Source organism: Mesorhizobium sp. BR1-1-13, assembly GCF_020165515.1.
GTDB lineage: Bacteria > Pseudomonadota > Alphaproteobacteria > Rhizobiales > Rhizobiaceae > Mesorhizobium.
This window is the reverse complement of the sequence record NZ_JAIUIH010000002.1, coordinates 341,925-368,204: the sequence shown is the minus strand read 5'-3', so window position 1 is coordinate 368,204 and position 26,280 is coordinate 341,925. Positions and strand designations below refer to the sequence as shown.

Genomic DNA, 26,280 nt, shown 5'->3' with positions numbered 1-26,280 from the left:
AATCAGGACGCACGATACGAAAACCGGCCGCCGGGGCGGTCCGTCTTCCGTTTCGTTCTCTTCCATCCGGACTGTAACCGTCGGCTCCGGAATTGCACCGGATCTGCTGACCCTTCCGGTTTTGCCGGAAAGCGCTCGCGGGCTCCGGCCGAAACCGTCACCGCCGGTGGGGACTTTCACCCCGCCCTGAGAACATTAACGGCTTTGTATGGAAGGGAGGGGCGCCGCTGTCAACCATGCGAAGGCTGGTGGCCCATTACGTCCTGTGTGGCTGGCGCGGGCGCCATGCCGCGGCCGAGGCCGCCACCAGCATGAGCAACGCCGCCACCATCGCCGACGCGGCAAAGCCGAAACCGGAATATAGCGGCCCGAAGCCGGTGGTGCCGACAAAGACCGCCAGATATGTCACCGCGCTGTTCAGGCCCATGATCGTGCCGCGCCGCGACGGATCGAGCGCCGAGAGGCGCATCACCAGCACGTTCAAACCGAAATGATTGGCAAGACCCCAGGCCGCCACCATCGCGAGCGTCAGGCCATAGCTGTTGCTTGTCGCGGCGATCGCGACGTAGACGATGGCGACGAGCAGGTAAGCGAAGGGCATGACGCGGCGGGCCCCCAGGCGATCGATGATGCCGTCGAAGAGCGCCGCCGTGCCGAACCCGGCGCCATAGGCGAGTGCGGCCAGGCCGTTGGCGCTGACCGGCTGGCCCAGCCCGCTGTGGAGATGGTCGCCAAGATAGCCGTAGACACCGTAGAAGGCGGTCATGAAGGCGCCGCAGGCGATCAGCAGCGGCACGATGCCGGGGGTGCCGAGCGCCTCGAGCGGCGCCGGCGCCGGGCCGGCCTTCCTGACATCCGGGAGTGACGATGCGGTGAGGCTGCCAAGCGCCATCGCCGCCAGCAGCGCCACGGCGGCGAAGACGGCCCGCCAATGCACCAGATCGGCAAGCACCGCCGACAACGAAACGCCGGCCACCATGCTCAGTGTCCACCCTGTCAGCACGACGCCGATCGTTCCGCTTTCCCGTCCGGGCGGGGCGATGGCCGCGGAACTGGCATAGATTGCCGGCATGGCGACGCCGGCGGCGATGCCGGCGAGAAGCTGCGCGGCGACCAGTGCCGTCACCGTCGGCGCCGCGGCGCTCGCGACAAGCGCCAATGCCAGCAGCAGCAAGGCCGCCTGCAGCATCCGGCGCGCGCCGATCCGGTCGATGTAGCGCGCCAGGAACAAGGCGCTCGCCGAGGTGCCGAGGCCGAAGGCGGCGGCCCCCATCATCACGACAGGCACGCTGGTCGCGAACGACACGGCCACGGCAGGGGCAATCGGACCCAGCACCAGGGAGTTCGAGCCGATCACGGCGATGCATCCGGTCAAGAGATAGGCCAGCGCCGGGATGGGCGGCCGGGCGTTCGCACCAAGGGTTGCTGCTTGATCACTGTTCGACATATCTTCATAATGGCCGTATTTTATTCGGCGGCAATCGGGAATTTCCACTATGGACGAAGAAACAAATGGCATTCCGCAGAACAGGCCGGCGCCCCGCGACGTCGACCCGATCGACAGAAAGATATTAGGCGTTCTCGTCGACGACGCCACGGTCAGCTATGCTGAGCTCGGCGATCGTGTCGGCCTTTCGCCGCCCGCCGCGCATGAGCGCGTCAAGCGCCTTCGGCGCAGTGGCGCCATTCGCGGCACGGCTGCCATCATCGACCCCAAGGCGGTCAAGAAGCCGCTGCTGGCATTCGTGCATATCGACACCAAGGGCTGGGGCAAGACGCCGGAGTTGATGGCGGTTTCGCAATATCCGGAGGTCGAGGAGATCCACACGGTTGCCGGTGACACCTGCATGCTGCTGAAGGTGCGCACTGAGGACACGCGGGCGTTGGAAGGTTTGCTCGCCCGCCTCTACGAAACACCCGGCGTCACCTCGACGCGCAGCTATGTGGTGCTGTCGACCTATCTCGAGCGGCCGGTGCAGCCCGGCGTCACGACGCAGTGGCCGGCGCCCAGGCACATGGCCGAGCCCCTGTACTAGGCGATGCCGATAAGCGCGAGGCGGTTTCGGACGACATTATGCTCTATCTCTTTGATTTGGAGCTGGACTGGTCGTCTCCGCCGAAAACGGCGCAAAACAAGCAATGATATGCTAATCTCCCGAGCCTCTAGGCAAAGGGCGGGTGATGGCAACGCTGGAAACAGACAAGGTATTCGCTGGCTCCATACCGGAAAACTACGATCGCTATATGGTGCCGTTGATTTTCGAGCCGTTCGCTGCGGATCTTGTAGCGCGAGCAGCGTCCCTGTCGCCCGCCGCGGTTTTGGAGACGGCCGCCGGCACCGGGGTCGTTACCCGCGCATTGGCGCCGAAATTGTCTCCTGGCGCAAGTTATACCGTGACCGACCTCAACCAGCCGATGCTCGACCACGCCGCTTCGCGACAACCTCCCGACGGTCGCATCACATGGCGTCAGGCGGACGCCTTGGCGCTGCCGTTTGAAGATGCGGCCTTCGACCTCGTTTGCTGTCAATTCGGTGCGATGTTCTTTCCCGACCGGCCATCTGCCTACCGCGAAGCCAAGCGTGTCCTGAGGCCGGGCGGACATTTCCTGTTCAGCGTATGGGATCGCATCGAGGAGAACGTCTTTGCCGACGATGTGACGAATGCTCTCGCAAGGATCTTCCCCGACGATCCGCCGCGCTTTCTGGCACGCACGCCGCATGGCTATCACGACAAGGCAGTGATCCGTCGCGAGCTGGAGGACGCTGGCTTTTCTCCTGTGATGATCGAGACGAGAGCCGAACAAAGCCGTGCATCCTCGCCGCGCCTTCCCGCCGTCGCTTATTGTCAGGGAACTGTGCTTCGCACCGAAATCGAGGCCCGGGAGGCCGGGAAGCTGCAAGCCGCGACCGACTACGCCGCGTCCGCGATTGCAGACAGACATGGCAGCGGCGCGGTGGCCGCCAAAATTCAGGCTCACGTCATCATGGCAACGGCTTAGAGCAATTCCAGCAAAAGTGCGCAGGGGTTTTGCGTCCGGAATTGCGTAGGAACAAACAGATAGAGCATTAGAGGCGATCCTGTTTCGCCGGAAATGCTCTAGCTTCCCAGCCGGATCGTCTCGAAATAGGCGTCGGTGCCGACCTGGCCGCCCTTGAGCGCGATTTCGAGTCCATCGATTGCGCCGCCGCCATGAGCGACACAGAGCGGTGATCCCGGCGATTGCGGCAACGGCATGCGGACGGTCAGCGCGTCGACGGCCAATTGTCCGAGCGCGTGGCTGGAAGTGTCGCCGCCAGCGATCACCGCGCGCTTGAGTTTCTTCTCGACGACCAGCCGGCGCAGAATGTCACCCAGCGCCCGGCCCAGCCTGTTGCGTGCCCCTTCGATATGGTCGATCTCCGCACTACGGTCGGCCTGTGGGCCAAGAGCTGTGTAGAGGATGACGCTGCGCCCCGCAGCCAGGCTTGCCAATCCGCTCGCGACGGCCCGCTCGATTGCCTCCTTGGCGCCCTCCGTGACCAGTTGCATGGCGTCCATCTCGACGCCGTCGAAACCGTGGGCGAGAGCGTGGCGGATCTGCTTTTCGGTGGTCGGCGACACGCTGCCCGAGACCACCGCGAGGCGGTCCACCGGTCCCGGCGGCGCGAACGATGCCTGTCCGGAGGCAATGCCTTTGCCGGCCCATTCGGCAAGCAAGGCATATTCGACGCCCGAGGATCCGACAACGAAGCCATGGCCTTGGTTGTGGATACGCCAGATCTGCTCGCCGACGCGTCTCTGTGTCTGGCGGCTTTCGACATCGAACAGGACGATCGCCCTGTTTTGCACGGCCTGGTCGACCGTTTGCGCGAGATCGTCGGTCTGCAATGCCGCCGGGTCGACAAGGCCGGAGCTGAGACTGGTCTGGCGCGAGAGATGCACCAGCAGGTCTGCTTCGTTCATCGGCGTCACCGGATGCCTGCTCATCACCGGATGCCTGTCGATGCGGAAATACTCGCCGCGGAACGCCGCGAAAAGATTGCCGAAGGCGGTGTAGCGCTTGAGCTGCGGCGCGCCGACGACCATCGGCACGCTGCTCTGGCCGAAGATGCGCCGGCCGATCTCGATGGCGCGGCCGATATTGCCGACCGTCGGGCTGGAATCGAAGGTCGAACAGATCTTGTAATGACAGATCTCCGCCTCGAGGCCCTTCAGCCATTCGAAGGCCGGCGCCAGATTTTCCTCCATCCACTGCGGCGTTTCGCTTCGGCTGGTGCCGGCCAATCCGACGGCGCGGCAATGGGAAAATTGCGCCAGCAGGCGCTGGTCGGGCCGGCGCATGAACAGCACCGTCGGCACGCCGCCGAGCTCGAGCGCCTCCATGACGTCGGTCGAGCCGGTGAGGTCGTCGCCATAGTAGCTCAGGAGCAGGTTCTGCATGGCTTCGCTCAGGCCGCCTTGCCGTCGCTGAATTTCTCGATCGAGCGTGCCAGCTCGGCATGGTCGCGCGCGAATTCGTCGAGAGCAATGCCCTCGACCGCGGCCTGCCACGCTTGCAGCACCGCGCGCACGCCGGCGCCGGGCCCGTCCGGATGGCTGACGATGCCGCCGCCGCAGAGATAGAGGAGATCGACCGTGCGGCCGGTGCGCTCATAGGTCTCGGGCGCCTGGCCGCCCCATTGGCCGGAGCAGGCCACGGGCAGCGCGCAATCGTCTGATGAAAAGAGCGGCGTGGTCACCGCTTCGAAGGAGCGGATGAAAGAATCGTCCGGCTCCCAGTATTTCGAGCCGATGCCGTTGATCTGGAACTGATCGACGCCGAGCAGCCGCCAGAATTGCTGCCACACCTTGAAATCCATGCCGAGGCCAGGATGGCGGGTGAGAATGTCCCAGCCATTGCGGTGCGCATGCAGCACCAGCCCGGAGCGCTTCCTGAGGAAAGCCATGCCGCCGAATCCGATGGAATTGATGTTGACGACCGCGCAATTGCCGCCGGCTTTCAGCACCAGATCGTGGTTGCGCATCATCTCGTCGGGATCGGCATGCGAGATGCCGAAGGCGTACATCACCTTCTTGCCGGTCTTTTGCTCGTGGTCGCGGATCAGCGGCATGATCGCCTTCACCCGCTCAGCGAGCGGCGAATAGGCCGGGCTCATCAGCTTCTCGTCGTCCTTGATGAAATCGACGCCGGCTTCGATCAGTTCGCCCACCATCGCGGCTGTCTCGTGCGGCCTGAGGCCAAGCGCTGGCTTGACGATGGTGCCGATGATGGGACGGCCTTCGACCCCGGTCAGCCTGCGGCTACCAGCAACGCCGAATTGCGGGCCGGGATGGGCGCGCCGGTATTGTTCCGGCAGCTTCATGTCGATGACCCGGATACCGGACAGGCCCCTGATCGAATAGGTACCGCTGATGGCGATCGTCATCAGCGCTGACAGGTCGGTGCCGATGGCGTCGAACGGGAAGCCGATGTCGACATCGGCGCGTCGGAAGGGGCCGTTCCCGGATCCGGGAAGCGACGGCTGCTCGGCATCGGGCAGGGGCCTGATCGCCAGCACACGAGCCGCCACACGCGCTTTCAACTCCTCGGTCTCGCCAGGCAGCGCGACGAAGGTGCCGGTCGACTGGTCGCTCGCGATCTTGGCCGCCAGCGCTTCGATGCTGCCAGGGGTTTCGATGCGATAGGTAAGCGTGATCATGGTCTGCCGGCCGCTCGAAAAGGGTTCGAAAAAAGTTTTGTCGCGCAGGAAATCTGGTATAATGAGTACCTAAGTATTGCAAGCGATATCCCGACTTCGGCAAGAGGGCGGGCTTCGGCAATTCCGGGAAGATGAGCCGCGTTTTCGTTCGGAATTGTCTGGAACAAGGAGCTGGCGCGGCTTGGCGGGACCGCTCCAGGCGCAGGCATTCCGGTAATCCTGGCTGGAATGCTAAACAGGAACCGGGCCAGGGAGTGATTCGTCACGATGAACCGTTCGGAGCCGATCGTCCGGCGCAAACTTTCCGACGAAGTCTTTGCAAGGCTGAAGCGGCTGATCACCAGCGGCGAGCTGCAGCCGGGCGACGACATGCCGTCCGAACGCGAGTTGATGGAGCGCTTCGAGGTCGGCCGGCCGGCGATCCGCGAGGCCATGCAGGCGCTGAGCAATATGGGACTGGTCGCCATCTCGCATGGCGAGCGCGCCAAGGTGCTGCAACTGACCGCCAAATCGATCATCAGGCAGGTCGACGGCGCGGCCAAGATCATCCTGTCTTCATCCAGGGACACGCTGGAGCACCTGAAGACCGCGCGCATCTTTTTCGAGCGCGGCATGGTCAGGGAAGCCGCGGAAAAGGCGACCGCAGAGGATGTGCAGCGGCTCAGGGCAACGGTGGCCGAGCAGCGCGCCGCGCGAGGTGATTCCGAAGCCTTCATCTCCGCCGACATGAAGTTCCACACCCAGATATCGGCGATATCGGGCAATCCGATCTATGTTGCCGTCAGCGAAGCCACACTTGGCTGGCTGAAGGAATACCACACCGAGATGCTGATCTGGACCGGCAAGGAACAATACACGCTGACCGAGCATGAGGAGATCATCGACCGCATTGAGCACCGGGATGCCGACGGCGCCGAAAAGGCGATGATCAAGCATCTCGAACGCTCCCGTGCGCTCTATGTGATGAATTCCGATAAGTAAGGCTGCTTGCCTATCCAATTCGCGCAATGGCGTAGGGCGACATCGTAAGATGGCCCTGACCCAGTGCCGAAACATCAACCGCGACATCGTTCGCCGTCAGGTTCGCCAGCCAGACGAAAAGGTCGCCCGAGGCGGTGCGTCCGGCCAGCGCCGCAACACGCGTCTCGTCGCTTGTTTTCGCGGCAACATGCGCGAGCCCGGCCAGTTCGCAAAGCCCTTGGATGGCCTGGAAAATCGGCCGCGATGATCCCTCGGCGGCGGGTTCCCCGGATGCGGCCAGCACGCCGAACGGCCCAGTGACGCTGGACAGCGTCAGCATCTCCAGTCCGGCCGGCGCGACGCGCGCGGCATAGCCGATGGTCCAGGCGGCGGCAAACTGCGCGGCATGGCGGGGATCACGGTTCGCCATGGCGATGCGTTGGCCGGCGAAATTGTCCTTGGTCGCCCCGCCATAGGGGTTCTGCCGCATGGCAATGGTGGACGGGCCGATCCGGTAAGGCTTGTCGCCGAAGATCGCCCGGGTGGACCGGGTGATGAAGGGCAGCGCCTCCAGCGACTGCATGACGCTGAGATCGTCGGCGGCGTGAACGATCGGGCAGGTGCAGTGCGTGATGAAGTCGAGTTGGTCGGCGGGCACGCGCTTGCGGTTGAGTTCCGTGAAATAGCTGAACATGCCGCCGCCGAGGCGGATGCCGGGAAAGGCGCGCCGCGTGGCGGCGTAGACGTCTTCCAGCGGCGGACATGCCGGCCAGGCACTGCCCGGCGGCGTCGACTGGCGGTCAACGGAAGGCGAGACGGCAACCGCATCGAGCCGCAGGCCGGCCCGGCGCACCATATCGGCGACATCGGAGAGTTCGGCATCGAGGTCGCCCGTGCAGGCCGCCACGCATTCGAGCGTGGTCGAAGCGGGGTAGGCCGCGGCGAGCCGGGCATGGGCGCGCAGCGCGTCCAGGCCGTGGCCGCGCATCGGATCGAAGTGGAAGAGGAGCTGCTGCGGGCCGAGCCTTGCCAGCATCGGCAGTTCGGCCAGCGTTGTCTCGACGTCCTCGGGATAGACGATCACGCCGATATCGGGCAGCCTCGGCCCGGTCTCGCCGAGATCGATGCGGACCGGTTCGGCACTCGCCGCCGCGGCGGGCATCCTGGTGTCGCCGATGAGGCGCAGGCCCACCGTCTGGCGCATCGGCTGGCCGGCCGGCAGCACATAGGGCCACGGCAAAGCCAGCGGCCGCACATAGGTCTTGTAGGAGGCGTCCGACCAGTTGCGCTGGTCCTCCATCTCGAAAATATCGCCTTCCATCCGGCATTCGGCGCTGAGGCCGGGACGCACTCCATGGGTGATGGCACGCAGATCCTTGAAGGGCTGCCACGGGTCGATCAGATCAGGCAGCTCCGTCTCCACCACGCTGCCATCGGTGTGCTCCACCGTCACCGGGCTGCCGGCGAGGCCGGCGATCGGATGCAGGATGCAGAAGCCGCAGCGGTTGGTCTCGAAGTCGCTCTCCGGCAGCGCTGTCACATGGAAGACCAGCCTGCCGTCGGCGGAGCCTTCGATCGTCGCGTGGAAGCGGAGGCTGCTGTCGTCCGGGCCGGTGCAATTCGCCTCATAGCTTACCGAGAAACGATCGTCCTTCTGGTCGATGGTCAGGTCCGTGAGCACCGGCTCATAAGTGCCCCAGTCGCGGTCGCGCACGATATAGGCGATGGCGCGCAGCACTTCGGTGCCGGCATGCCGGATGGTGCGCAGATTGCCATTGACCAGCTCGGCATTCAACGCGCCCGCATGCAGCAGGGTCGGTGCCGCTTCGGCCGCCCGTGTGCCGTAAAGATCGAACGCGTCGGCCGTCATTTCAGCAAGACTTCGATCTGCACCGGTTCGCGGCTCGCAGCACCCGCATAGGCGGCTTCGACCAGGGCGAGGGTTTTGAGATTGTCGGCGCCCGAGGTCGCCGGCTCCTTGCCGCCGACAAGGCAGTCGACCCAGTGCAGCTGGATCGCCAGCACGCTTTCCTGGATGTTATGCCATGGCCGCGATGCCCAGGCGAGCAGCGGCGGCGAAATGTCCCTGACCGTTGTGCCGCTCTTGCCGGTGACGGTGAACTGGTAGCCCTGCGCCAGCCGGAGCGTGCCGTCGCTGCCGTCGATCTCGATCAGTGTCTCGGGAAACGGTTCCACGGCGAGTTTTGTCGCATAACTGCAATCGACAACCGAGGTGGCGCCGCTTTCGTGGTCCATCAGCATCGTGGCGACATCCTCGCCGGCAATAGCGGGATTGATGCGCGCCGTACGGGCAGTGAGGCTCGATACGTCGCCCAACAGAAAACGGGCGATGTCAAGGATATGGATGCCGAGATCCTCGATGATGAAGCGCTTTCCCGTCGCCAGATAGGGCTGGCCAGAAAACACGTCATAGCCGGAGCGGAAGGAGATGCGGCCGAAGAACGGCGTGCCGATCTCGCCGCTGTCGAGCACGGCGCGCACCGCCTGGATCGGCGACTGCCAGCGGAAGTTCTCATGCACCATCAGCGGCACGCCGGCCTTGGCGCAAGCCGCGACCATCGCCTTGGCATCGCTAAGCGTCGGCGCGAACGGCTTCTGGCAGATGACGGGAACGCCATGCGCGGCCGCCATCTCGACCAGCGGCCGATGGCTGCCGACAGTGGTGGCGATGTCGACGAAATCGAGTTTCTCCGCCGCAAACATCGCCGCCGCATCGGTGTAGCGCCGCGTCACGCCGAACTGGTCGCCGACGATCCGCAGCCGCTCCGGATCGCGGTCGCAGATGGCGATGATCGAGGCGCCCTCGATATCGCGCCAGGCATGCATCTGGTTGACGGCGAAGAAGCCGCAGCCGATCAGCGCTCCACGCAACTCCGTCATGATCAGCCCGCCTTTGCCATCTGCATCAGGGTGACGCGCTGCTGGAGCCGGCGTTGCGCCTGGTCGACGACGACGGCGACGATGATGACGAGGCCCTTGATCACCATCTGCCAGAACGAGCTCACGCCCATCATCACCAGTCCGTCCGAAAGGATGCCGATGACGAAGGCGCCGACGATGGTGCCGCCGATCGTGCCGCGGCCGCCCGACATCGATGTGCCGCCAAGCACTGCCGCGGCGATGGCGTTCAGCTCGAAGCTCTCGCCCGTTGCCGGATGCGAGGCCATCAGTTCCGAAGAGATGATCAGCCCGACGATTGCCGCGCAGAAGCCGGAGAACATATAGACGAACATCTTCACCATGTTGACGCGCACGCCCGAGATGCGCGCTGCGCGCTCATTGCCGCCGACGGCGAAGATGTGGCGGCCGAGCGGCGTGTAGCGGGCGAGATAGGCCGCCCCCAGCGCCACCACGATCAGGATCCAGACCGAGACCGGCAGGCCGAGCAGCCGGCCGGCACCCAGAAAGCCGAAGCCGGTGGTGCCCAGTTCCGGTTTGCCGACCAGGTTGGGGAAGGTGCGCCCGTCCGACGACAGCAGCGCGAAGCCGCGCGCCACGTAGAGCACGCCGAGCGTGGCGATGAAGGGCGCGACATTGAGCCTGGTGATCAGCAGCCCGTTGACGGCACCGATCAGCATGCCGACCGCGAGGGTGATCAGGGCGATCTCGACGACGTTGAAATAGATGGTGTAACCGATCTGCAGGTCGATGCCGTTGAGTACGAGATAGCCGGCCACCATGCCGCACAGGCCGACGATCGAGCCGACGGAAAGGTCGATGCCGCCGGTGATGATGACGAAGGTCATGCCCATGGCGAGGAAGGCGTTGAGCGCCACATGCTTGGCCATCAGAATCAGATTGGCGGCCGACAGGAAGTTCGGCGCCGCGATCGAGAAGAACACCAGCACGGCGATGAGCGCGATGAAGGTTCTGAGCTTCATCAGCGTCAGCAGCGCCGAGCCGCTGGAGGCGGAGGAAGCGGCCGCCCTGGCCGGAATGTCAGTCATCAGCGTTGCTCCCCATGTGCGGCCGGTCCGTGGCCCAGTGCCGACGCGGCGACGATCGCCGCCTCCGTCGCTTCGGCGCGGTCGAACATGCCGGTCAATCTGCCATTGCTCATCACCGCGATGCGGTCGGACAGTGCCATCACCTCATCGAGGTCCGAGGTGGCGAACAGGATCCCCAGCCCGTCGCGCGAAAGCTTGCGCATGGTGCGGAAGACATCGGCCTTGGCGCCGACATCGATGCCGCGGCTGGGCTCGTCCATCAGAAGCACTTTCGGTCCGGTGAGCAGCGCCTTGCCGATCACCACCTTCTGTTGGTTGCCGCCCGACAGCGACGAGACCTCCTGCGCCGGGTCGGCGACCTTGATTGCGAGTTCCCGCACCATCTGCATCACGGCCTGCCGCTCGGCGCCGCCTCGGATATGGAACAGGCGCACGAAGCGCGACAGGCTGGCCATCGTCAAATTGCTGGCAACCGAGAGGATCGACACCAGGCCCTCGCGCTGGCGGTCCTCGGGGATCAAGGCCAGCCCGCGCTGGATGCGGCGCGTCGTGTCGCGCTCCTTCACCTGCTTTCCGGCGATGAAGATCTTGCCGCTGGCATGGCCGTGACGGCCCATGATGCAGTCGAACAGCTCGCTGCGCCCCGCACCCATCAGCCCGTATATGCCGAGGATCTCGCCGGCGCGCAGCGACAGCGAGACGTGGTCCACCGCCAGCCCGCCGGTGACGCGCGGCAGGCAGATCTCCTCGGCGCGGAAGATTTCCGCGCCCGGCACGTGGCCGTCGGCCTTGGCGAAGTCCTTTGCGTCCGAGCCGATCATCTGCCGCACGATCCACTGCGTATCGACGTTTTTCATCTCCTCCTGGCCGGTGATGCGGCCGTCGCGCAGCACGGTGATGTAGTCGCCGATGCGGATCAGTTCCTCCAGCCGGTGCGAGATGTAGACGATAGCGACGCCGCGCGCCTTGAGGTCGGAGATCACCTTGAACAGGATCTCGACTTCGGCGGCGCTCAGCGCCGAGGTCGGCTCGTCCATGATGAGGATCTTGGCGTCGAGCGAAACCGCCTTGGCGATCTCGACCAGCTGCTGCTGGCCGATGCGCAGGTCCTCGACCAGCATGTCGGGCCGGATGCCGGCTTCCAACCGCTCCAGGAATTCGCCGGCCCGCCGCTCCTGCGCCTTGCGGTCAATCTTGCGGAAGCGGTTGGTGATCTCGCGCGTGGCGAAGATGTTCTCGGCGACCGACAGGTTGCCGAACAGGTTCAGTTCCTGGAACACCATGCCGATGCCGCGCTCGACCGCGTCCCCCGACGACGAGAACGAGACCTCTTCGCCTTCGAGCAGGATGCGCCCTGCGGTCGGCTGCTCGACGCCGGCGATGATCTTCATCAGCGTCGACTTGCCGGCGCCGTTTTCGCCGACCAGCACGTTGACCGCGCCCTTGTGCACCTCGAAATTCGCCTGCTTGACCGCGACCGTGCCGGCATAGACTTTCGAGACATCCTCAAGCTTGAGGATGACGTCGTGGCCATTGGCCTGGCTCATGGCTTCGGCCCGATCTCGGCCTCCGCCGGCGTCACCAGCGGCAGGTCTTGGCCGCCTTCGATCGTATAGGCGCCGAGCACCTTGGCGGTCCGGCCCTCAAGCGCCTCGCGCGGCAGCTTGGAGAGCACCGTCTTGCCGGCATGGGCGTTGAAAGCCTTGCCGAACTGGGCGAAGTCGATCTGATTGGTGAAATCGTTGAACTGGACGAAGTCGAGGCTGTCGCGCAGCGCCGTGCCGCGCATCGCCGGCCCGATCTGGACGCGCGCGTCCGCCTTGCCGTTACCGTCGACATCGATATCGATGGTGGCCGCGCGCGACTGCGTGTTGGCGGCGACGATCTTGCCCTCGACGCGAACCGCGAACGTCCATGGCGAATTCGCCTGCTTCTTCGGATTGCCGTATTTCGCGCCGGCCGCGGCCGGATCGGTCTTCGCCAGCGCATGGACCTCGGCGAACGGTCCCGCCTTCTGATGCAGGTAGGGGATGACTTTCGCCGCCCAGATGTCCTCGACCATCTTGTCGGGGTTGAAGGCGGAAGCATTGCCGTCGCCTTGCGCCGACGGCGTCGGCAGGATCTTGCAGGCGCTGAGCGCGATGCCGGCGGTCAGGGCAAGGATCGGCCAACTCGGCTTTTTCTGCATGGCGGTCGAGGCATCCTGGTGAAAAGGAGCGAGGGACGAACCTCGATTCGCCCCTCGCTGTTCGCGTTGCGCCGGCTCAGTTCTTGAGCGCGAAGGTTTCCAGCTTGGCGGCATTGTCGCCATTGATGAGCACGCAGTCCATCAGCTGCTTTTCCTTCTCGGGCGACTTCTTGTTCTTGATGAAGTCGTTGGCCTGTTCGACCGCCATCTGCGCCTGGGCATAGGCAGGTTGCAGCACCGTCGCCTTGATACCGCCCGAGGTGATGGAATCGCGCACGTCGTTCGATCCGTCGAAGCCGACGACGATGACGTCCTTGCGGCCGGCAGCGGCAAGCGCCGCATAGGCGCCCATCGCCATGGTGTCGTTGCCGGAGATGACGCCCTTGATGTCGGGATTGGCCTGCAGGATCGATTCCATCTTGGAATAGGCTTCGGTCTGGCTCCAGTTGGCCGACTGCTGGGCGACCATCTTCAGGTCCGGATAGTCGTCGATGACGTCGTGATAGCCCTTGGAACGGATGCCGGCATTGGTGTCGGATTCCTTGCCGACCAGTTCGACGAAATTGCCCTTCTCGCCCATCAGCTTGACGAATTCCTGCGCGCCGAGCTGGGCCCCCTGATAGTTGTTGGAGACGATCTGCGCCACCGCGACGCCGGTGGCGTTGATCTCGCGGTCGATGAGGAAGGAGGGAACCCCGGCGTCCTTGGCCTTCTGTACGGCGGCGACGGTGGCGTCGGCGCCGGCATTGTCGAGGATGATCGCCTTTGCGCCGCGGCCGATCGCGGTGTCGATCAGCTCGGACTGCTTGTTGGCGTCGTCGTCATGGACCAGCACCAGCGCCTCGTAGCCCAGTTCCTTGGCCTTGGCTTCGGCGCCGACGGCTTCCGCCTTGAAGAACGGATTGTCGTGCGATGGGGTGATGATGGCGATGAGATCCGCCGCATAGGCGGGCATCGCCGTGCCGAGTGCCAGCACGCCGGCGAAGGCGGCAAGCGTCATTCTGCGTGTCAGTTTCATGAAGTCCTCCCGTTGAAACCCATGCCTCGATCGTTTCGAGGCCGCTGTCTGCAATTGAACTCGTCAGGCAGTGCCGGCAGCGCGCCGCCCGGATTTCAGAGCCGATCGCCGGCTGTCATCCGGACTGCTCCTCGCTCCGCTCCCGCCGTCCTCCACTCGCATCAACTTCAAACTTCCAAGGAAGCATGACCGATCCGAGTCCAGGAACAGCTAAAGCCACTGGTATGATGAGTCAACCACTAATTCAGGTGATCTGTATCTAAGCGGTCACCGTTTCCTTCTCCCTGTGGGGAGGAAAGCCGACTCGGGCCTCTCAGGTAATCCGCTGGATGCTGGCTGCGATCTCTTCCGGTTCGAACACCCGCTTCCAGTCGTCGCGCATCAGCACCGGCTTGCCGAATTCGATGGCTTTGTTGCAGGCGTCGGAGAAGACGCCCTTGGTTTCACCGAAGATCACGGCGCCGAGTACATTCATGTGGCCGAGCAGGAAATCGAGGGCCGCCTGCTGGTCGACACCGCGCGCCACGACCTCGTCGACCGCTTCCTTCATGACCACCAGCAGCGAGGCGCACACGGTCTCCGAAAGGCCGGGCTCGAGTAGCGCCATCTGCTCGACGGAAACGCGGTGCGAGCGCATCACCGGCGCCCAGATGATCTTGGCGATGGCCTCGCCTTTGGCGTAGTCCGCTTCCGGTCCCTGCATCAGTGCGCTGACCATGTGCTGCTTGGCCTTGACGCCGCCGAAATAATCCTTCTTGGCCGCCATGTCGGTTTCGTCGTTGAAAATGGGCGGATGGCAGGGGTGGGTGACGAAGTAGGTCAGGTCGGGACGATCAGGCAAATGGCCGGCAAAAGGCGCCGCGGCATCGAGAACGATCACCATCGTGCCCGGCGCAAGCTTGCTTTCGATGCTTGCCGCGACCTTGCCGATATGGGTGTCCGGAACCGCCAGGATCACCACCTCGGCGCCTTCCAGCGCCTCGTCGGCACTAACCGTATCGAAGCCCAGTCCGGTCTTCAGCCGCTCGCGCCCGGCCTCGCTGACCTCCACATGGCGGATCATATAGGGCGAGCCGCGGAAATTGGTCGAAAGGCGGTAACCCATTTTGCCGCCGGCACCGAACAGCGCGATCGTCGTCATCTAGCCTTGCTCCTAAATATTGAACGATGGTCTCACCAATCGTCACCTTATATACTGGTATGATCACTCTACCATCTTGGCAAGAGAAATCAGTCCCTGCTTTGTCACTGCGGCCTGATTGCCGCAGCGCCCGCCCCGGGTTTCGCCGTGCCGTCGCCGCCTGCGCTCTCGAGGGTGGTGGGATCGATGGCGGCGCGCCGCGACAGCACCTGCCGGCCGGCCAGCGCCAGCACGAAAATGACGACGATGCCCTGGACGATGTCCTGCGCGCCGGGCGGCAGGCCGATGATCTGCATGGTGGTGACGATGAGGATCAAAAGGATGCTGGCGAACAGCGTGCCGAGCGCCGTCGCGGAGCCGCCGAAGATCAGCGTCCCGCCCAGCACCACCGCGGCGATGGATTGCAGGAGATAGGGCTGGCCCATTTCAAGAAAGGCGCCGCCGATATAGGCGCCCAGCAGCAGCCCGTTGAGCGAAGCCAGCACCGAGGAGATGATGAAGGCCGAGGCGATGACCCGGTTGTTGTGGATCGCTGCCAGCCGCGCCGCCGCGCGGTTCTGGCCGACTGCCGAGAGCAGTTGCCCGTAAACGGTATAGCGTAGCACGAACGACGTTGCGGCGACGCCCAGGATGGCGATGACTGCCATGATCGGCACGTCCGCGATGCGGCCCGTCGCCAGCGTCTTCAACAGCGGGCTGACGGCGAAGCCCGATATCGCGCGGTTCGACAGCAGCGTTGCGGTCGCCAGCACATAGCCCGTCGCCAGCGTGGCGATGATGGCCGGTATGTTCAGCCCGACGACGAGCAGCGCGTTGAGAGCGCCGACCGCAAGGCCGAGCAGGATCGCGGCGCCGACACCGATGGCGAGATTGGCGTCCTGGCCCTTGATGGTCAGCAGCGCCACGAAGGCGCTGAGTGTGATCACCGAGGCCACGGAGAGGTCGATATTGCCGCGCCCGGTGGTGACGACGAACATCTGGCCGATGCCGACGACCGTGAGGAACGAGGCCGACAGAACGATGCCCGACAGGCTTGAGAGGCTGAAGCGGTTGGTGACGATGGACAGCACCAGCCAGAGCAGCAGCACCCCGATCGCCGACCAGATCCAGCGGTTTTTCTGCGCCCAAGGGCTGAAGGCGGCAAGCACGTTCATTGTTCGCTCCTGCGGTCCGCGGTCAGGCTGCGCAAGGTCAGCAGGGCAATGAGGATCAATCCCTGCGTCGCCGCGTTGAAGTCGCTGCTCACGCTCAGCGTGCCGAGCAGGGCGCCGATCAACGCCAGCGTGACCGCGCCGGCGACGGCGCCGCCCGGCGAGATGACGCCGCCCAGCAGCGAACAGCCGCCCATCACCACGGCGGCGACGCTGAGCAGGGTGAACGAATTACCGGAATTGATGTCGCTCGCCGTGTTGATCGCCGTCAGCGACAGGCCGGCGGCGGCGGCGAACAGCCCGGCGACGAGGTAGCGCACCAGCGCGTAGCGCGTCGGCGACCAGCCGGAACGGATCATCGCGGTCGGATTGTTGCCGAAACCGCGCAGCACCACGCCGAGCGGCAGCCGGTCGATCACGAACACCACGATTGCCACCGCGGCGATGAGGATGATCGAGGTTGGTACGAAGCCGAGCGACCAGTTGAACATTGCCGACAGCCATTCGGGGCTGGCGCCGCCCGGCGTCGGCTGCAACGCATAGCCTATTCCGACCCAGATGAAGGACGCGCCCAGCGTGACGACGATGGCCGGGATCTTGCGCGCCTGGATCAGGCCGCCGAGGCCGGCATAGGCGGCGATCGCTGCCGCCAGCGCCAGCGCGCCGAGCCACGGCTGGTCGTAGAGCAGCGTGGCGCTGAGCACGCTGACGAGCCCCGCGAACGCGCCGACGCCGAGGTCGATCTCGCTGCCGCCGACGATGAACATCTGCGCCGCGGTCACCAGCACCAGCGATAGTGCCGGCATCAGCAAGAGGTCGAGCCCGAAAATTGAGGCGACCGCCGGATTGGCCGAGATCATCACGGCCAGTACGGCGGCGAGGCCGATGAAGGGGGCAGCGTTCACCAGCCTGCGGGCAAGCCCGGCGCCGGCAGCGCCGCTTCGTCCCGCACTGGCAGCTTTGTCCGTCTGCTGGGCAAAGGACGCTCCAACGACGGCTGATTCCGTGATCGCCTCGCCGGCCAATTCCTTGACGATGCGGCCGCCTGAAAACACCAGCACGCGGTCGCAGGCCAGGAGTTCGGCATCTTCGGTCGTGTGCCAGATGAGAGTGCGCCCGGCTCGCGCAATGTCGTTGCAGAGGCGGTAGAAGTCCTGCTTGGTGGCGATGTCGACGCCGCGCGTCGGGTCGTCGAGCAGGACGATCGGCGTCTCGGCGACGAGCGCCCGCGCGACGAGCGCCTTCTGCTGGTTGCCGCCGCTGAGCTCCAATATGTTGGATCCGAAGCGGGTTTCGTCGAGCCGCAGCCGGCCGGCGGCATCGGCCGCTGCCGCGCGGTTGGCGCGGTCCGAGACCAAGCCCAGCGCCGGGCGGCGTGCCAGGGCACCTATGCTGATGTTCCCAAGCACGCTCCACAAGGGGAACACGCCTTCCTTCTGGCGGTCGCCCGCGATGAAACCGGCTCCACCGTTTCTGACGACGGCCGCATCCGTTCCGGAATCGGGCTTGAAGATTGCGTGCAGCAACTCTTTCTGGCCGCTGCCCTCGAGGCCTGCCAGTCCGATGATTTCACCACGGCCGATCTCGATGTCGTGGCCGAGTTCGGCCGTCAGGAATCCGGACAATCGCACCAGCGCTTCGCGACTGCCGGTGGCGGCGGTACCGTGCTGGTGGATCGAGTTGGCATCGCCGCCCATGAGCTGCACCAGCCTGCCGATCGACGTCTCGGCCACATCGCCGCGCCAGGCGGTGCGTCCATTGCGCAGCACGACCACCTGGGTGGCGATGTCGATGATTTCCTGGAGCTTGTGGCTGATGAAGATGAAGGCGAGGCCGGATTTGGCCCGCTCGCGGATGAAGGCCCGCAACTGTCTCGAGCGATCGAGATCGAGCGAGGAGGTCGGCTCGTCAAGAACGATCAGCTTGACGCCGGGTGTCGCGGCGGCGCGCGCAATCTCGACCATTTGCCGTTCGGCGATGGAGAGGTGGCCGACTTCGGCATTCACATCGATGCCGTTTGCGGGGAAGACGGCGTCAAGCGCCGAGCGGGCGCGCGCCCTGTAGAGGGCCCGCCAGCCTGGCCGGTTGGCGGCATCCGCCGGAATTTCCAGGAAGAAGTTTTCGGCCACCGAGAGGTTGGCGCACAGCGACAATTCCTGGTGCACCATGCGGATGCCGCGGCGCTGTGCCTCCGCCGTGTCGTAGCCCGCAAAGCCGATACTCTGGCCGGCAAACGAAATCGAACCCAAGGTCGGCCACATCGCCCCGCACAGGATGCGCATCAGCGTCGATTTGCCGGCGCCGTTGCCGCCGACCAGTCCGATGATCTCGCCGGCGGAGACGGCGAGGTCGATCTCGGCATTCGCCAGCGTCGGTCCGAAGCTCTTGGTGATCCCGGAAAGCGAAACAACGCTCTGCCGGGCCGGATCGGCGAGCACCGCGGCGGCTGCGCCTTCCGGGGCGGCTACGGCGAGATGGGACATTCGTCCTCCGTTTCTTCACGGGCAGGGACCGGGCGCGGCCGTTCCGCGGCACCCGGTCCTGGCATTGCCAACCTTACTTGCTCAGCAGGTTCTGCTTGACCCAGTCGAGCGAATAGCTGGGGCTGATGATCTGGCCGCCGGGCAGCTTTTCGTATTCCTTGAGATTGCCGGCATCGACGGTGGCCACCGGCATGATCATCATCTTGGGTGCCTTGGCGCCCTTGAGCAGCGACAGGCCGAGCCAGAACGCGGCGCCGCCAATGCCTGGTGTGGTGTTCATCGAGATCGTCTGGTAGCCGTTCTTGGCGTTCTCCTCGGCCCACCATTTGACGAAGTCGGTGCCGCCGCCGCCTTCGATGATCGGCATCTTGCCGGCATAATCGCCGCCATACTGGACGAATGCCTGGGCGATGCCGACATCGTCGCTGCCGCCCTGTGCGAGCACGGCGTCGACATGCGGCAGCGAGGGCAGCACGTTGGCGATGGCCGCCTGTGCGACCGACGCGGTCGCCTGGCCGTAGACCGTGGCGACAACCTTGATATCGGGATATTTGGCCAGTACCGACTGTTGCGCGTTGAACATGTCGTTGTCGGGCGCCGAACCCTTGACGCCGCGCACCTGGATGACGTTGCCTTTGCCGCCGATCATCTTGAAGACGGCCTCGGCCTGGGCTGCCTTGTAGCCCTTGAAGTCGAAGTTGAGCTGGTAGTTGCAGGGCGCCGAGGCGACCGAATCGAACGACACGACGATGATGCCGGCCTTGCAGGCTTTTTCGATGATCCCGTTGACCGCGGTTTCCGAGGCGGCGTCGACAGCGAGCACGTCGACCTTCTTGAGGATCAGTTCGGCGATCTGGCTGTTCTGCTGCGCTACCGAGCCGTCGCCGTTCATGACGATGTAGTCGGCGATCTGACCGGCCGCCTTGGCTTCCTTGGCCGAGGCTTCGAAAGCCTCCACCATCTGGTGCCGCCAGGTGTTGCCGTAATAGGCGTTGGCGAGCGCGATCACCGGCGCATCCGGTGACGCCATTGCCGGCACAGCCGAGACGCTGACCAGCGCGGCGCCGGCAAGCGCCGCCACGGTTGAAAACTTCATGATATTTTCCTCCCAAAAAACACCGGCCGATACGTCGGCCTTCTGCCATTCCGTTACGACATCCTCCGAAAGACGCCATACCAGCTACATGTTATACCAGCATACCAAATAGGCAAGCGGGCACCGGAACCTCGATTGCCGAAGCCTCCTTTGATTTAAGGACGAGACGAAGCTTGGCCGTCAGCTTCGTTCTTTCCTTGATCAAACGGAGCCGGCCCCCGTCGGCAACTGGTGACCAGTCCAAAGGCTGGCCGTAGACGGACGTTAGGTCATCATATATGTAATGTCAATCGATGGCGGGACCTTGTCTGCCGACGCGACTCGGGATCGATTGTGCCGCGAACACCAGGGAGGGACGGATGGAGCCGGTCCAGAAAAAGAAATTGTATGTGGAGGTGCTTGACCGGCTGATGGCGGCAATCTCGACGTCCGAATTCCCGCCCGGCTCTCAATTGCCGTCGGAAAAGGAATTGATGACGATGATCGGCGTCGGCCGGCCCTCGATCCGGGAAGCGATGCTGTCGCTGCAGCAGATGGGGCTTATCAGGATCTCGCACGGAGAACGTGCCCGCGTCATCAATCCGACGCCCGATGTCATCGTCGATCAGGTCTCCGCGGCCATGGTCATGATGCTGGCGACGAACTCTCGCGGGCTCGAAGAACTCAAGGAGGTCAGGCTCTTGCTGGAAACCGGCCTGGTTCGGATAGCCACGCGGCGCGCTACGGCCAAGAGTCTGGAACGGCTCGCGGAGACCTTGCGTCATTTGCGCGAGGCAAAGGGCGACCAGGCCCGATTTGTAGCTGCCGACATGGAGTTCCACGCCGTCATTGCGGAGATGAGCGGCAATTCGATGATAGCGGCGGTGGCGAAGGGAATGCTCGAATGGCTGTCCCGTTTCAAGCGGGATCTGGTGGCGATGAAAGGCGCCGAGCGGCTGACCGTCGAGGAGCATGAGCGGATCTACAAGGCGATCGCCAGTGGTGATGCGGAAGGGGCGAGCGCCGCGATGGCCGACCACATCGGCCGCGCCAACGAACTCTATTCGAAACTGGCCGGCGGCGGAGCCGGCTGAGCGCTGGAAATTTTTTTGCCTGGGAAAACTCGTATGATGACATGATTTCTTTTTGGTGCTAACGGTCACTCCGTGAACGTCATTCCAGTCGGGAAGCCTGCATTGTCCGGTCGCCTCCGCGCCACCTATGTGATCGAAACCCGCTACCCGCTGGAGGTTGCCGCGGCTGCAATGGCGGGCGAACAATCAAGCGGAACGTTCCGCGCCATACCCGGAGAAACGCCGGAGCTGCTGCGCAGGTTCGGAGCCCGCGTCGAATTCATCAGCGATGTTGCCGAGGTCGACAGCGAGGCGTTGCCGTTCTCGCGCTCGCCAAAAAATGCGACCGTCAGGCCATGCCGGGCCAAGGTGGGCCTTTCCTGGAACATCGAGAATACGGGGACAGTGCTGGCTTCGGTCTGGTCGACGGTTCTCGGCAATCTGTTCGAGCTGCATCATTTTTCGGCCATGCGTCTCCTCGACGTTACCTTTCCCGATGCCTTCGCGGACGCCTACCCAGGGCCGGCCTTCGCCGTCGAGGGAACGCGTCGCCTGACAAGCGTCGAAGGGCGCCCGCTGATCGGCACCATCGTCAAGCCAAGCGTTGGTCTTACCCCGCAGGAGACGGCGGCCCTGGCCGACACACTGATTGCCGCGGGTCTTGATTTCATCAAGGACGACGAATTGATGGGAGACCCTCCGCATTCGCCGTTCGAACACCGGTACGAAGCGGTCATGGCGGTGATAGACAGGCACGCCGACAGGACCGGGCGCAAGGTCATGTATGCGGCCAACATTTCCGGAGACATCGACGCCATGCGTCGGCAGCTGGATCTGATCGAGCGCCGTGGCGGGACCTGCGCCATGCTGGTGCTGAATTCCGTCGGCCTGTCCGCCGTCATCGAGATGCGTCGTCACTCCGCCGTTGCGCTGCACGGCCATCGGGCCGGCTGGGGCCTCTTCAGCCGCTCTCCCGATCTCGGCATGAGCTATCTCGCCTATCAGAAATTCTGGCGCCTGGCGGGCATCGACCACATGCACGTCAACGGGTTGTCCAATAAGTTCTGCGAGCCGGACGAGTCGGTGATGGCGTCGGCCCATGGCTGTCTCACCCCGATGTTCGAGCGGGCTGGCCGTCCCGATACGGTCATGCCGGTGTTTTCGTCCGGACAGACCGCTGTGCAGGCCGCCGAAACCTATACAAGGCTAGGCTCGGACGATTTCATCTATTGCTGCGGCGGCGGGATCATGGCGCATCCAGGCGGGCCGGTCGCCGGCGTTCGAAGCCTGCATGATGCTTTCGAAGCCGCGGCGGCAGGGGTTCCCGCACGCGACTACGCCGCCACGCATCCGGAGCTCGAAGCCGCGCTGCAAGCGTTCGGCTGAATCTGCGCCATAGGCGCGCCATCAAGGCAAATGGGAGAGAAGCAAATGACGACATCCGTGGCGGTGCTTGGAGCCGGAGGCAAGATGGGCTTCCGCGTGACACGCAAGCTTATCGAAGCGGGCTACGATGTCCGCGCTGTGGAGATCGGCGAGGCCGGCCGCAAGCGGCTGGGAGAGGCCGATATCGGCGCCGTCGCCATGGACGAGGGCATTCCTGGCGCCAAGGTCGTGGTGATGGCTCTGCCGGACAATATCATCGGCCAGGTGGCGCGGCAGATCTCGCCGATGCTTGCCGCGGGCACCATGATCCTCATTCTGGATGCGGCAGCGCCCTATGCCGGCGACTTGCCCGCGGATCGGCCGGATCTCACCTATTTCGTCGGCCATCCCTGTCATCCGCCGCTGTTCGGCGAAGAGACGGAATGGGCCGCGCGTCGCGATTACCATGGCGGCATCGCCAGGCAATCGATCGTCTGTGCCCTGATGCAAGGTCCGGAAGAGCACTATGCGCTTGGCGAGGAAGTGTGCAGGGCCATGTGGTCGCCGATCATCGACAGCCATCGCGTCACGGTCGAACAACTGGCGATCCTGGAGCCAGGCCTGTCCGAAATGGTGGCCATGCCCTTCGTCGACACCATGGTCGAGGCCGTCGAGGAGTGTGAGCGCAAATATGGCATTCCCAGACAGGCCGCGATGGACTTCCTGATAGGCCATCTGAACGTCGAGATTGCCATGTGGTTCGGCTTCTCTCCGAAAGTGCCGTCCGATGCGGCGCTGCGGCTGATGCGATTCGCCAAAGGCGTCGTGGTCCGGGACGACTGGCGCGAAGCGCTGTCTCCTGCCAAGGTCAAGGAAGCCTCGGAATTGATCGTCTACGGCAAGGGAGCCTGAGCCCTGCCTTCGCCGGCCCGGATCATCTCGGTATCGACCGCGCTCTTCGACGGCTATTCCATGGAATTGGCCCTCGAGGAGATTGCAGCGGCCGGCGCCCTCCATGTCGAGCCGGCCTTCATCCGCGGCTATGTCGATTTCGATGAAGACATGTTTGCGGCACTGCACGCCGCGAAGCTGCGCCAGGCAGCGGAACACGCCGGGCTGGGGATCAATGCCGTGTCGGCTCATCTCGACCTGTCGGGGGCCGATGCCATCGACGCCTTGTCCCGCCGCATCGGCTTTGCCGCCGGTCTTGGCGCGTCGTTCCTGATTACCAATGCCGGCCCGGTGAGAAACAGCGCGGCGATCCGCAAAACGATTGACGCCCTCCTGCCGAGACTGGAGGAGGCCGGCATCGTTCTGGCGCTCGAGAACCCCGGACATGGCCAAGGCGATCTGCTCGGCGGCGCCCGGCTGGGGGCAGGCTTCATCCGTGATCTCGGATCGCGGCACGTGCGCCTGAACCACGACGCCGGAAATGCCTTTACCTACAGCAACGAGACGGTGCAGCCGGCGCAAGATATCGCTGATGCCATCGATGCGGTTGGGCATGCCCATCTGAAGGATGTCGTCAGTACCGAGGAGGGGTGGGCGTTTTGCGCTATCGGTGACGGCTCGATCGGCTACGGACCGTACTGGGCAGCGCTTCCCGCGACGCTGCCGGTCAGCATCGAACTGCCATTGCGGCTGCAGCGCCCGCAGCGCCGTGATCCCCAGCGGCGAAGCACGCTGGTGGATATCGCCACCATTCGTCGCGTGCTGCGGCGTTCACTGGATTTCGTCAACTCGCTGGAGATCGCAAAGAGCAGCACCTTCTGAACAGCGAAAGGTGGTTCCTGGCCTTTGCGAGAGCCGGCTATCCCCGCTCTGGGAACATCTCCTTTAGGCTCGCGCGCGAGGCCTTGGCGACGCCGCGCTCGGTGATCAGGCCGGTGACCAGCCGCGCCGGCGTCACGTCGAAGGCGGGGTTCGCCGTGGGCGTCGCTTCCGGCGAGACGCGCACCTGGGCGATCTCGCCGCTCGCGGTCTTGCCCCACACCAGCGAAACCTCGTCGCCCGAGCGTTCCTCGATCGGGATTTCGGCAAGTCCGTCGCCCACCGTCCAGTCGATGGTCGGCGAAGGCAGCGCAACGTAGAACGGCACCTCATTGTCGGCGGCGGCGAGCGCCTTCAGATAGGTGCCGATCTTGTTGCAGACGTCGCCGTCGGCGGTGGTGCGGTCGGTGCCGACGATGACCATGTCGATTGTGCCGCGCTGCATCAGGTGGCCGCCGGCATTGTCGACGATCAGCGTGTGCGGCACGCCGTGGCCGGCCATCTCCCAGGCCGTCAACTGGGCGCCCTGGTTGCGCGGCCGTGTCTCGTCGACATAGACATGGACCGGAATGCCGGCTTCCATCGCCAGGTAGATCGGCGCGGTGGCCGTGCCGTAGTCGACGGTAGCCAGCCAGCCGGCGTTGCAATGGGTCAGGATGTTGACGGCTTCGCCCGGCTTTTTGCGCGCCGCGATGTCCTTGATGATGGCGAGGCCGTTCTCGCCGATGGCGCGGTTGAGCCCGACATCCTCGTCGGCGATCTCGCTGGCGCGCCGATAGGCGGCTGCGGCGCGTTGTTCCGTCGGCAGCGGCCGCAGGAAGCGCCGCATCTCATCCAGCGCCCAGCGCAGATTGATCGCCGTCGGCCGCGTTTCGTGGAGCGTCTCCCACACGGCATCGAGCGCGGCATCCGCCGGATCGTCGGCCATCTGCATGGCGACGCCATAGGCAGCGGTCACACCGATAAGCGGCGCGCCGCGCACCCACATGTCGCGGATGGCGGTGGCGATGCCGGCAACGGTATCGACCTTCACGACACGGAAGTCATGCGGCAGCCAGCGCTGATCGATGATCTCCACCGAGCGCTCATCGTCGCTCAGCCAGATGGTGCGATAGTGGCGCTCGCCGACGTTCAAATGCGGTTCTCCTGTTCGATCAGCGTGGCCAGGTTGTTGACCTCGTCGATGCTGTGAATATGACGCCTGTTGACGGCGATGTGGCGGCCGAACTTCAGCGCCCTCGCTTCACATGTGGCGCGCAGGTCTTCGTCGGCAATGGTCTCGAAATCGGCGTTGTGGGCGAGGCCGAGGATGCGCCGGTGCACCTCGATGCCGGCAAAGCCGAGGAGGTCGTCCCAGATCTGGTGCAGCACATGGTCGAGCGCCTGTTCTGCGCCCAGCCTGTCGCCCTGATCCTCGAACAGGCTCTTCTGGTAGAGCATGCCGTTGCGCTCCGTGCGCCACAGATGCGAGAATTCGGTGCGGAACACCGACCACGTCTGCGCCGTGACATCGAGCAGATAGGCGCGCATGGCGTCGCGCTTGCCGCTCTGCTCATGGCCCCGCTGCGAGAAGAAGGCCATCCAGAAATTGGCGAGCAGCATGCCGACGTCGAAGGCCATCGGCCCGTAGAAGGCGAACTCCGGGTCGATCATCCTGGTCTCCGTATCGGTGACCATGATCGAGCCGGAATGCAGGTCGCCATGCAGCAATGTCTCTGCATTGGCGGCGAACAGATGCTTCAGGCGCTGCGCTTCCACCTTGAGGTCGCGGTCGGCGCACAACTCGGCGACCAAGGCGTCGAGCTGCGGCGAAGTGTGGCGGTTCATCTCGGCGTCGAAATAGGGGTCGGAGAACACCAGGTTCTCGGTGATGTCGCACAGCTCGACATTGTCGGCGAACAGCGCCAGATCCGCCTTGCGTTCCTTGGTCACCATCGAAAAGTCGGAGCCGCGGAACAGGGTGCGGGCCATGAACAGCCCGATATCCCTGGCGATGTTCGGCAATTGCCGGCCCTCGATCAGCGCCCGCCGCAAAATAACGTGCGGCGACAAATACTCCATGATGATCAGCGCCTGGGTCTCGTCGAAATGGTAGATGGCCGGCACCGAGCCCGGTGCGCGCGCCTCTTGACGCGTCAGCGCGTGATATTCGAAGAAGGAACGCTTCAGCGGCAGAGGCCAGCTGTCGCCGACCAGTCGGACATAGGGCAGGGCCTGCTTGACGACCGCCGCGCTCTTGTCGCCCTCGACGATGAAGACGAGATTAAGATTGCCGTCGCCGACCTCGCGCACCTTCCAGCGGCTGGTGTCCTCGCCGATGCGCTGGGTGAGCGCCTCGTTGGTGCCGAGCCGCGTGGCGAGCGTCTCCACCGACAGTGCTTCGAACGGCGTCTTCCCGGTCATCCTCA

General features: G+C 64.4%; 22 protein-coding genes and 1 riboswitch. Of the genes, 7 read left to right on the top strand and 15 right to left on the bottom strand.

What is annotated here, in order from left to right:
- Nucleotides 1–50: 50 nt before the first annotated feature.
- Nucleotides 51–198: riboswitch (FMN riboswitch) on the bottom strand.
- A gap of 58 nt (nucleotides 199–256) precedes the next feature.
- Nucleotides 257–1,447, bottom strand: coding sequence for an MFS transporter (locus LB533_RS06155; RefSeq protein ID WP_140638545.1), 1,191 nt, complete (start codon nucleotides 1,445–1,447; stop codon nucleotides 257–259).
- Between the two features lie 49 nt (nucleotides 1,448–1,496).
- Here LB533_RS06155 and LB533_RS06150 point away from each other — a divergent pair, with 49 nt between their 5' ends.
- Together LB533_RS06150 and LB533_RS06145 are read left to right on the top strand one after the other, a co-directional pair.
- The gene (locus tag LB533_RS06150; protein ID WP_140638546.1) at nucleotides 1,497–2,036 is read left to right on the top strand and encodes an Lrp/AsnC family transcriptional regulator; all 540 of its coding nucleotides are present in this window, start codon (nucleotides 1,497–1,499) and stop codon (nucleotides 2,034–2,036) included.
- Nucleotides 2,037–2,181: 145 nt separating this feature from the next.
- Nucleotides 2,182–3,000, top strand: a complete 819-nt coding sequence (locus LB533_RS06145; protein WP_140638547.1) for a class I SAM-dependent methyltransferase — start codon at nucleotides 2,182–2,184, stop codon at nucleotides 2,998–3,000.
- A gap of 98 nt (nucleotides 3,001–3,098) precedes the next feature.
- On the opposite strand, the gene LB533_RS06140 is transcribed toward LB533_RS06145, so the two are convergent.
- Together LB533_RS06140 and oiaX are read right to left on the bottom strand one after the other, a co-directional pair.
- Nucleotides 3,099–4,421, bottom strand: coding sequence for a four-carbon acid sugar kinase family protein (locus tag LB533_RS06140; protein WP_140638548.1), 1,323 nt, complete (start codon nucleotides 4,419–4,421; stop codon nucleotides 3,099–3,101).
- 8 nt (nucleotides 4,422–4,429) lie between these two features.
- Nucleotides 4,430–5,680, bottom strand: coding sequence for a 3-oxo-isoapionate-4-phosphate decarboxylase OiaX (gene oiaX, locus LB533_RS06135; protein ID WP_140638549.1), 1,251 nt, complete (start codon nucleotides 5,678–5,680; stop codon nucleotides 4,430–4,432).
- A gap of 267 nt (nucleotides 5,681–5,947) precedes the next feature.
- On the opposite strand from oiaX, the gene LB533_RS06130 reads away from it, so the two are divergent.
- Nucleotides 5,948–6,661 (top strand): transcriptional regulator NanR, encoded by a 714-nt coding sequence (locus LB533_RS06130; protein ID WP_140551170.1) that lies wholly within the window; start codon nucleotides 5,948–5,950, stop codon nucleotides 6,659–6,661.
- A gap of 10 nt (nucleotides 6,662–6,671) precedes the next feature.
- Here LB533_RS06130 and LB533_RS06125 read toward each other — a convergent pair whose 3' ends face one another.
- The 10 genes from LB533_RS06125 to LB533_RS06080 all read right to left on the bottom strand — a co-directional run bounded on the left by LB533_RS06125 (nucleotide 6,672) and on the right by LB533_RS06080 (nucleotide 19,685).
- Entirely contained in the window at nucleotides 6,672–8,510 is a 1,839-nt protein-coding gene (locus LB533_RS06125) for a hypothetical protein (RefSeq protein ID WP_140638550.1), read from the bottom strand.
- Entirely contained in the window at nucleotides 8,507–9,541 is a 1,035-nt protein-coding gene (locus LB533_RS06120) for a Gfo/Idh/MocA family protein (RefSeq protein WP_224676878.1), read from the bottom strand. The genes LB533_RS06125 and LB533_RS06120 overlap by 4 nt, the downstream gene beginning before the upstream one ends.
- A 2-nt stretch (nucleotides 9,542–9,543) precedes the next feature.
- Nucleotides 9,544–10,608 (bottom strand): ABC transporter permease, encoded by a 1,065-nt coding sequence (locus tag LB533_RS06115; protein ID WP_224676877.1) that lies wholly within the window; start codon nucleotides 10,606–10,608, stop codon nucleotides 9,544–9,546.
- Nucleotides 10,608–12,155 (bottom strand): sugar ABC transporter ATP-binding protein, encoded by a 1,548-nt coding sequence (locus tag LB533_RS06110; RefSeq protein ID WP_224676876.1) that lies wholly within the window; start codon nucleotides 12,153–12,155, stop codon nucleotides 10,608–10,610. Before LB533_RS06110 ends, LB533_RS06115 begins: the two co-directional genes overlap by 1 nt.
- Nucleotides 12,152–12,796 carry a DUF2291 family protein gene (locus tag LB533_RS06105; RefSeq protein ID WP_224676875.1) on the bottom strand — a complete coding sequence of 215 codons (645 nt, stop codon included), beginning with the start codon at nucleotides 12,794–12,796 and terminating at the stop codon, nucleotides 12,152–12,154. The genes LB533_RS06110 and LB533_RS06105 overlap by 4 nt, the downstream gene beginning before the upstream one ends.
- A 76-nt stretch (nucleotides 12,797–12,872) precedes the next feature.
- Entirely contained in the window at nucleotides 12,873–13,814 is a 942-nt protein-coding gene (locus tag LB533_RS06100) for a D-ribose ABC transporter substrate-binding protein (protein WP_140497809.1), read from the bottom strand.
- Between the two features lie 313 nt (nucleotides 13,815–14,127).
- Nucleotides 14,128–14,955, bottom strand: a complete 828-nt coding sequence (locus tag LB533_RS06095; RefSeq protein WP_224676874.1) for a phosphogluconate dehydrogenase C-terminal domain-containing protein — start codon at nucleotides 14,953–14,955, stop codon at nucleotides 14,128–14,130.
- 104 nt (nucleotides 14,956–15,059) lie between these two features.
- Nucleotides 15,060–16,109 carry an ABC transporter permease gene (locus tag LB533_RS06090; protein WP_140638555.1) on the bottom strand — a complete coding sequence of 350 codons (1,050 nt, stop codon included), beginning with the start codon at nucleotides 16,107–16,109 and terminating at the stop codon, nucleotides 15,060–15,062.
- A complete protein-coding gene (locus tag LB533_RS06085; RefSeq protein WP_224676873.1) occupies nucleotides 16,106–18,589 on the bottom strand; it encodes an ATP-binding cassette domain-containing protein in 2,484 nt (827 codons plus the stop codon). Before LB533_RS06085 ends, LB533_RS06090 begins: the two co-directional genes overlap by 4 nt.
- Before the next feature lie 73 nt (nucleotides 18,590–18,662).
- Complete coding sequence (locus LB533_RS06080; RefSeq protein ID WP_224676872.1) at nucleotides 18,663–19,685, bottom strand: ABC transporter substrate-binding protein; 1,023 nt, start codon at nucleotides 19,683–19,685, stop codon at nucleotides 18,663–18,665.
- A 359-nt stretch (nucleotides 19,686–20,044) separates the two neighbouring features.
- Between LB533_RS06080 and nanR the strand changes: the two genes are divergently transcribed.
- The 4 genes from nanR (at nucleotide 20,045) to LB533_RS06060 (ending at nucleotide 23,875) form a co-directional block, all read left to right on the top strand.
- On the top strand, nucleotides 20,045–20,758 hold the full coding sequence (gene nanR / locus LB533_RS06075) for a transcriptional regulator NanR (protein WP_140551160.1): 714 nt from the start codon (nucleotides 20,045–20,047) through the stop codon (nucleotides 20,756–20,758).
- A 102-nt stretch (nucleotides 20,759–20,860) separates the two neighbouring features.
- Nucleotides 20,861–22,123, top strand: coding sequence for a ribulose-bisphosphate carboxylase large subunit family protein (locus tag LB533_RS06070; RefSeq protein ID WP_224676870.1), 1,263 nt, complete (start codon nucleotides 20,861–20,863; stop codon nucleotides 22,121–22,123).
- A gap of 45 nt (nucleotides 22,124–22,168) precedes the next feature.
- Nucleotides 22,169–23,014 (top strand): phosphogluconate dehydrogenase C-terminal domain-containing protein, encoded by an 846-nt coding sequence (locus LB533_RS06065; protein ID WP_140638560.1) that lies wholly within the window; start codon nucleotides 22,169–22,171, stop codon nucleotides 23,012–23,014.
- Nucleotides 23,015–23,074: 60 nt separating this feature from the next.
- Nucleotides 23,075–23,875: a sugar phosphate isomerase/epimerase family protein gene (locus LB533_RS06060; protein ID WP_224676869.1), complete on the top strand. Its 801-nt coding sequence runs from the start codon at nucleotides 23,075–23,077 to the stop codon at nucleotides 23,873–23,875.
- Between the two features lie 37 nt (nucleotides 23,876–23,912).
- Here the strand turns inward: LB533_RS06060 and mtnA are convergent, their stop codons facing one another.
- Both mtnA and mtnK read right to left on the bottom strand, forming a co-directional pair.
- A complete protein-coding gene (mtnA, locus tag LB533_RS06055) occupies nucleotides 23,913–25,007 on the bottom strand; it encodes an S-methyl-5-thioribose-1-phosphate isomerase (RefSeq protein WP_224676868.1) in 1,095 nt (364 codons plus the stop codon).
- Entirely contained in the window at nucleotides 25,004–26,275 is a 1,272-nt protein-coding gene (mtnK, locus tag LB533_RS06050) for an S-methyl-5-thioribose kinase (RefSeq protein ID WP_224676867.1), read from the bottom strand. Before mtnK ends, mtnA begins: the two co-directional genes overlap by 4 nt.
- Nucleotides 26,276–26,280 lie beyond the last annotated feature (5 nt).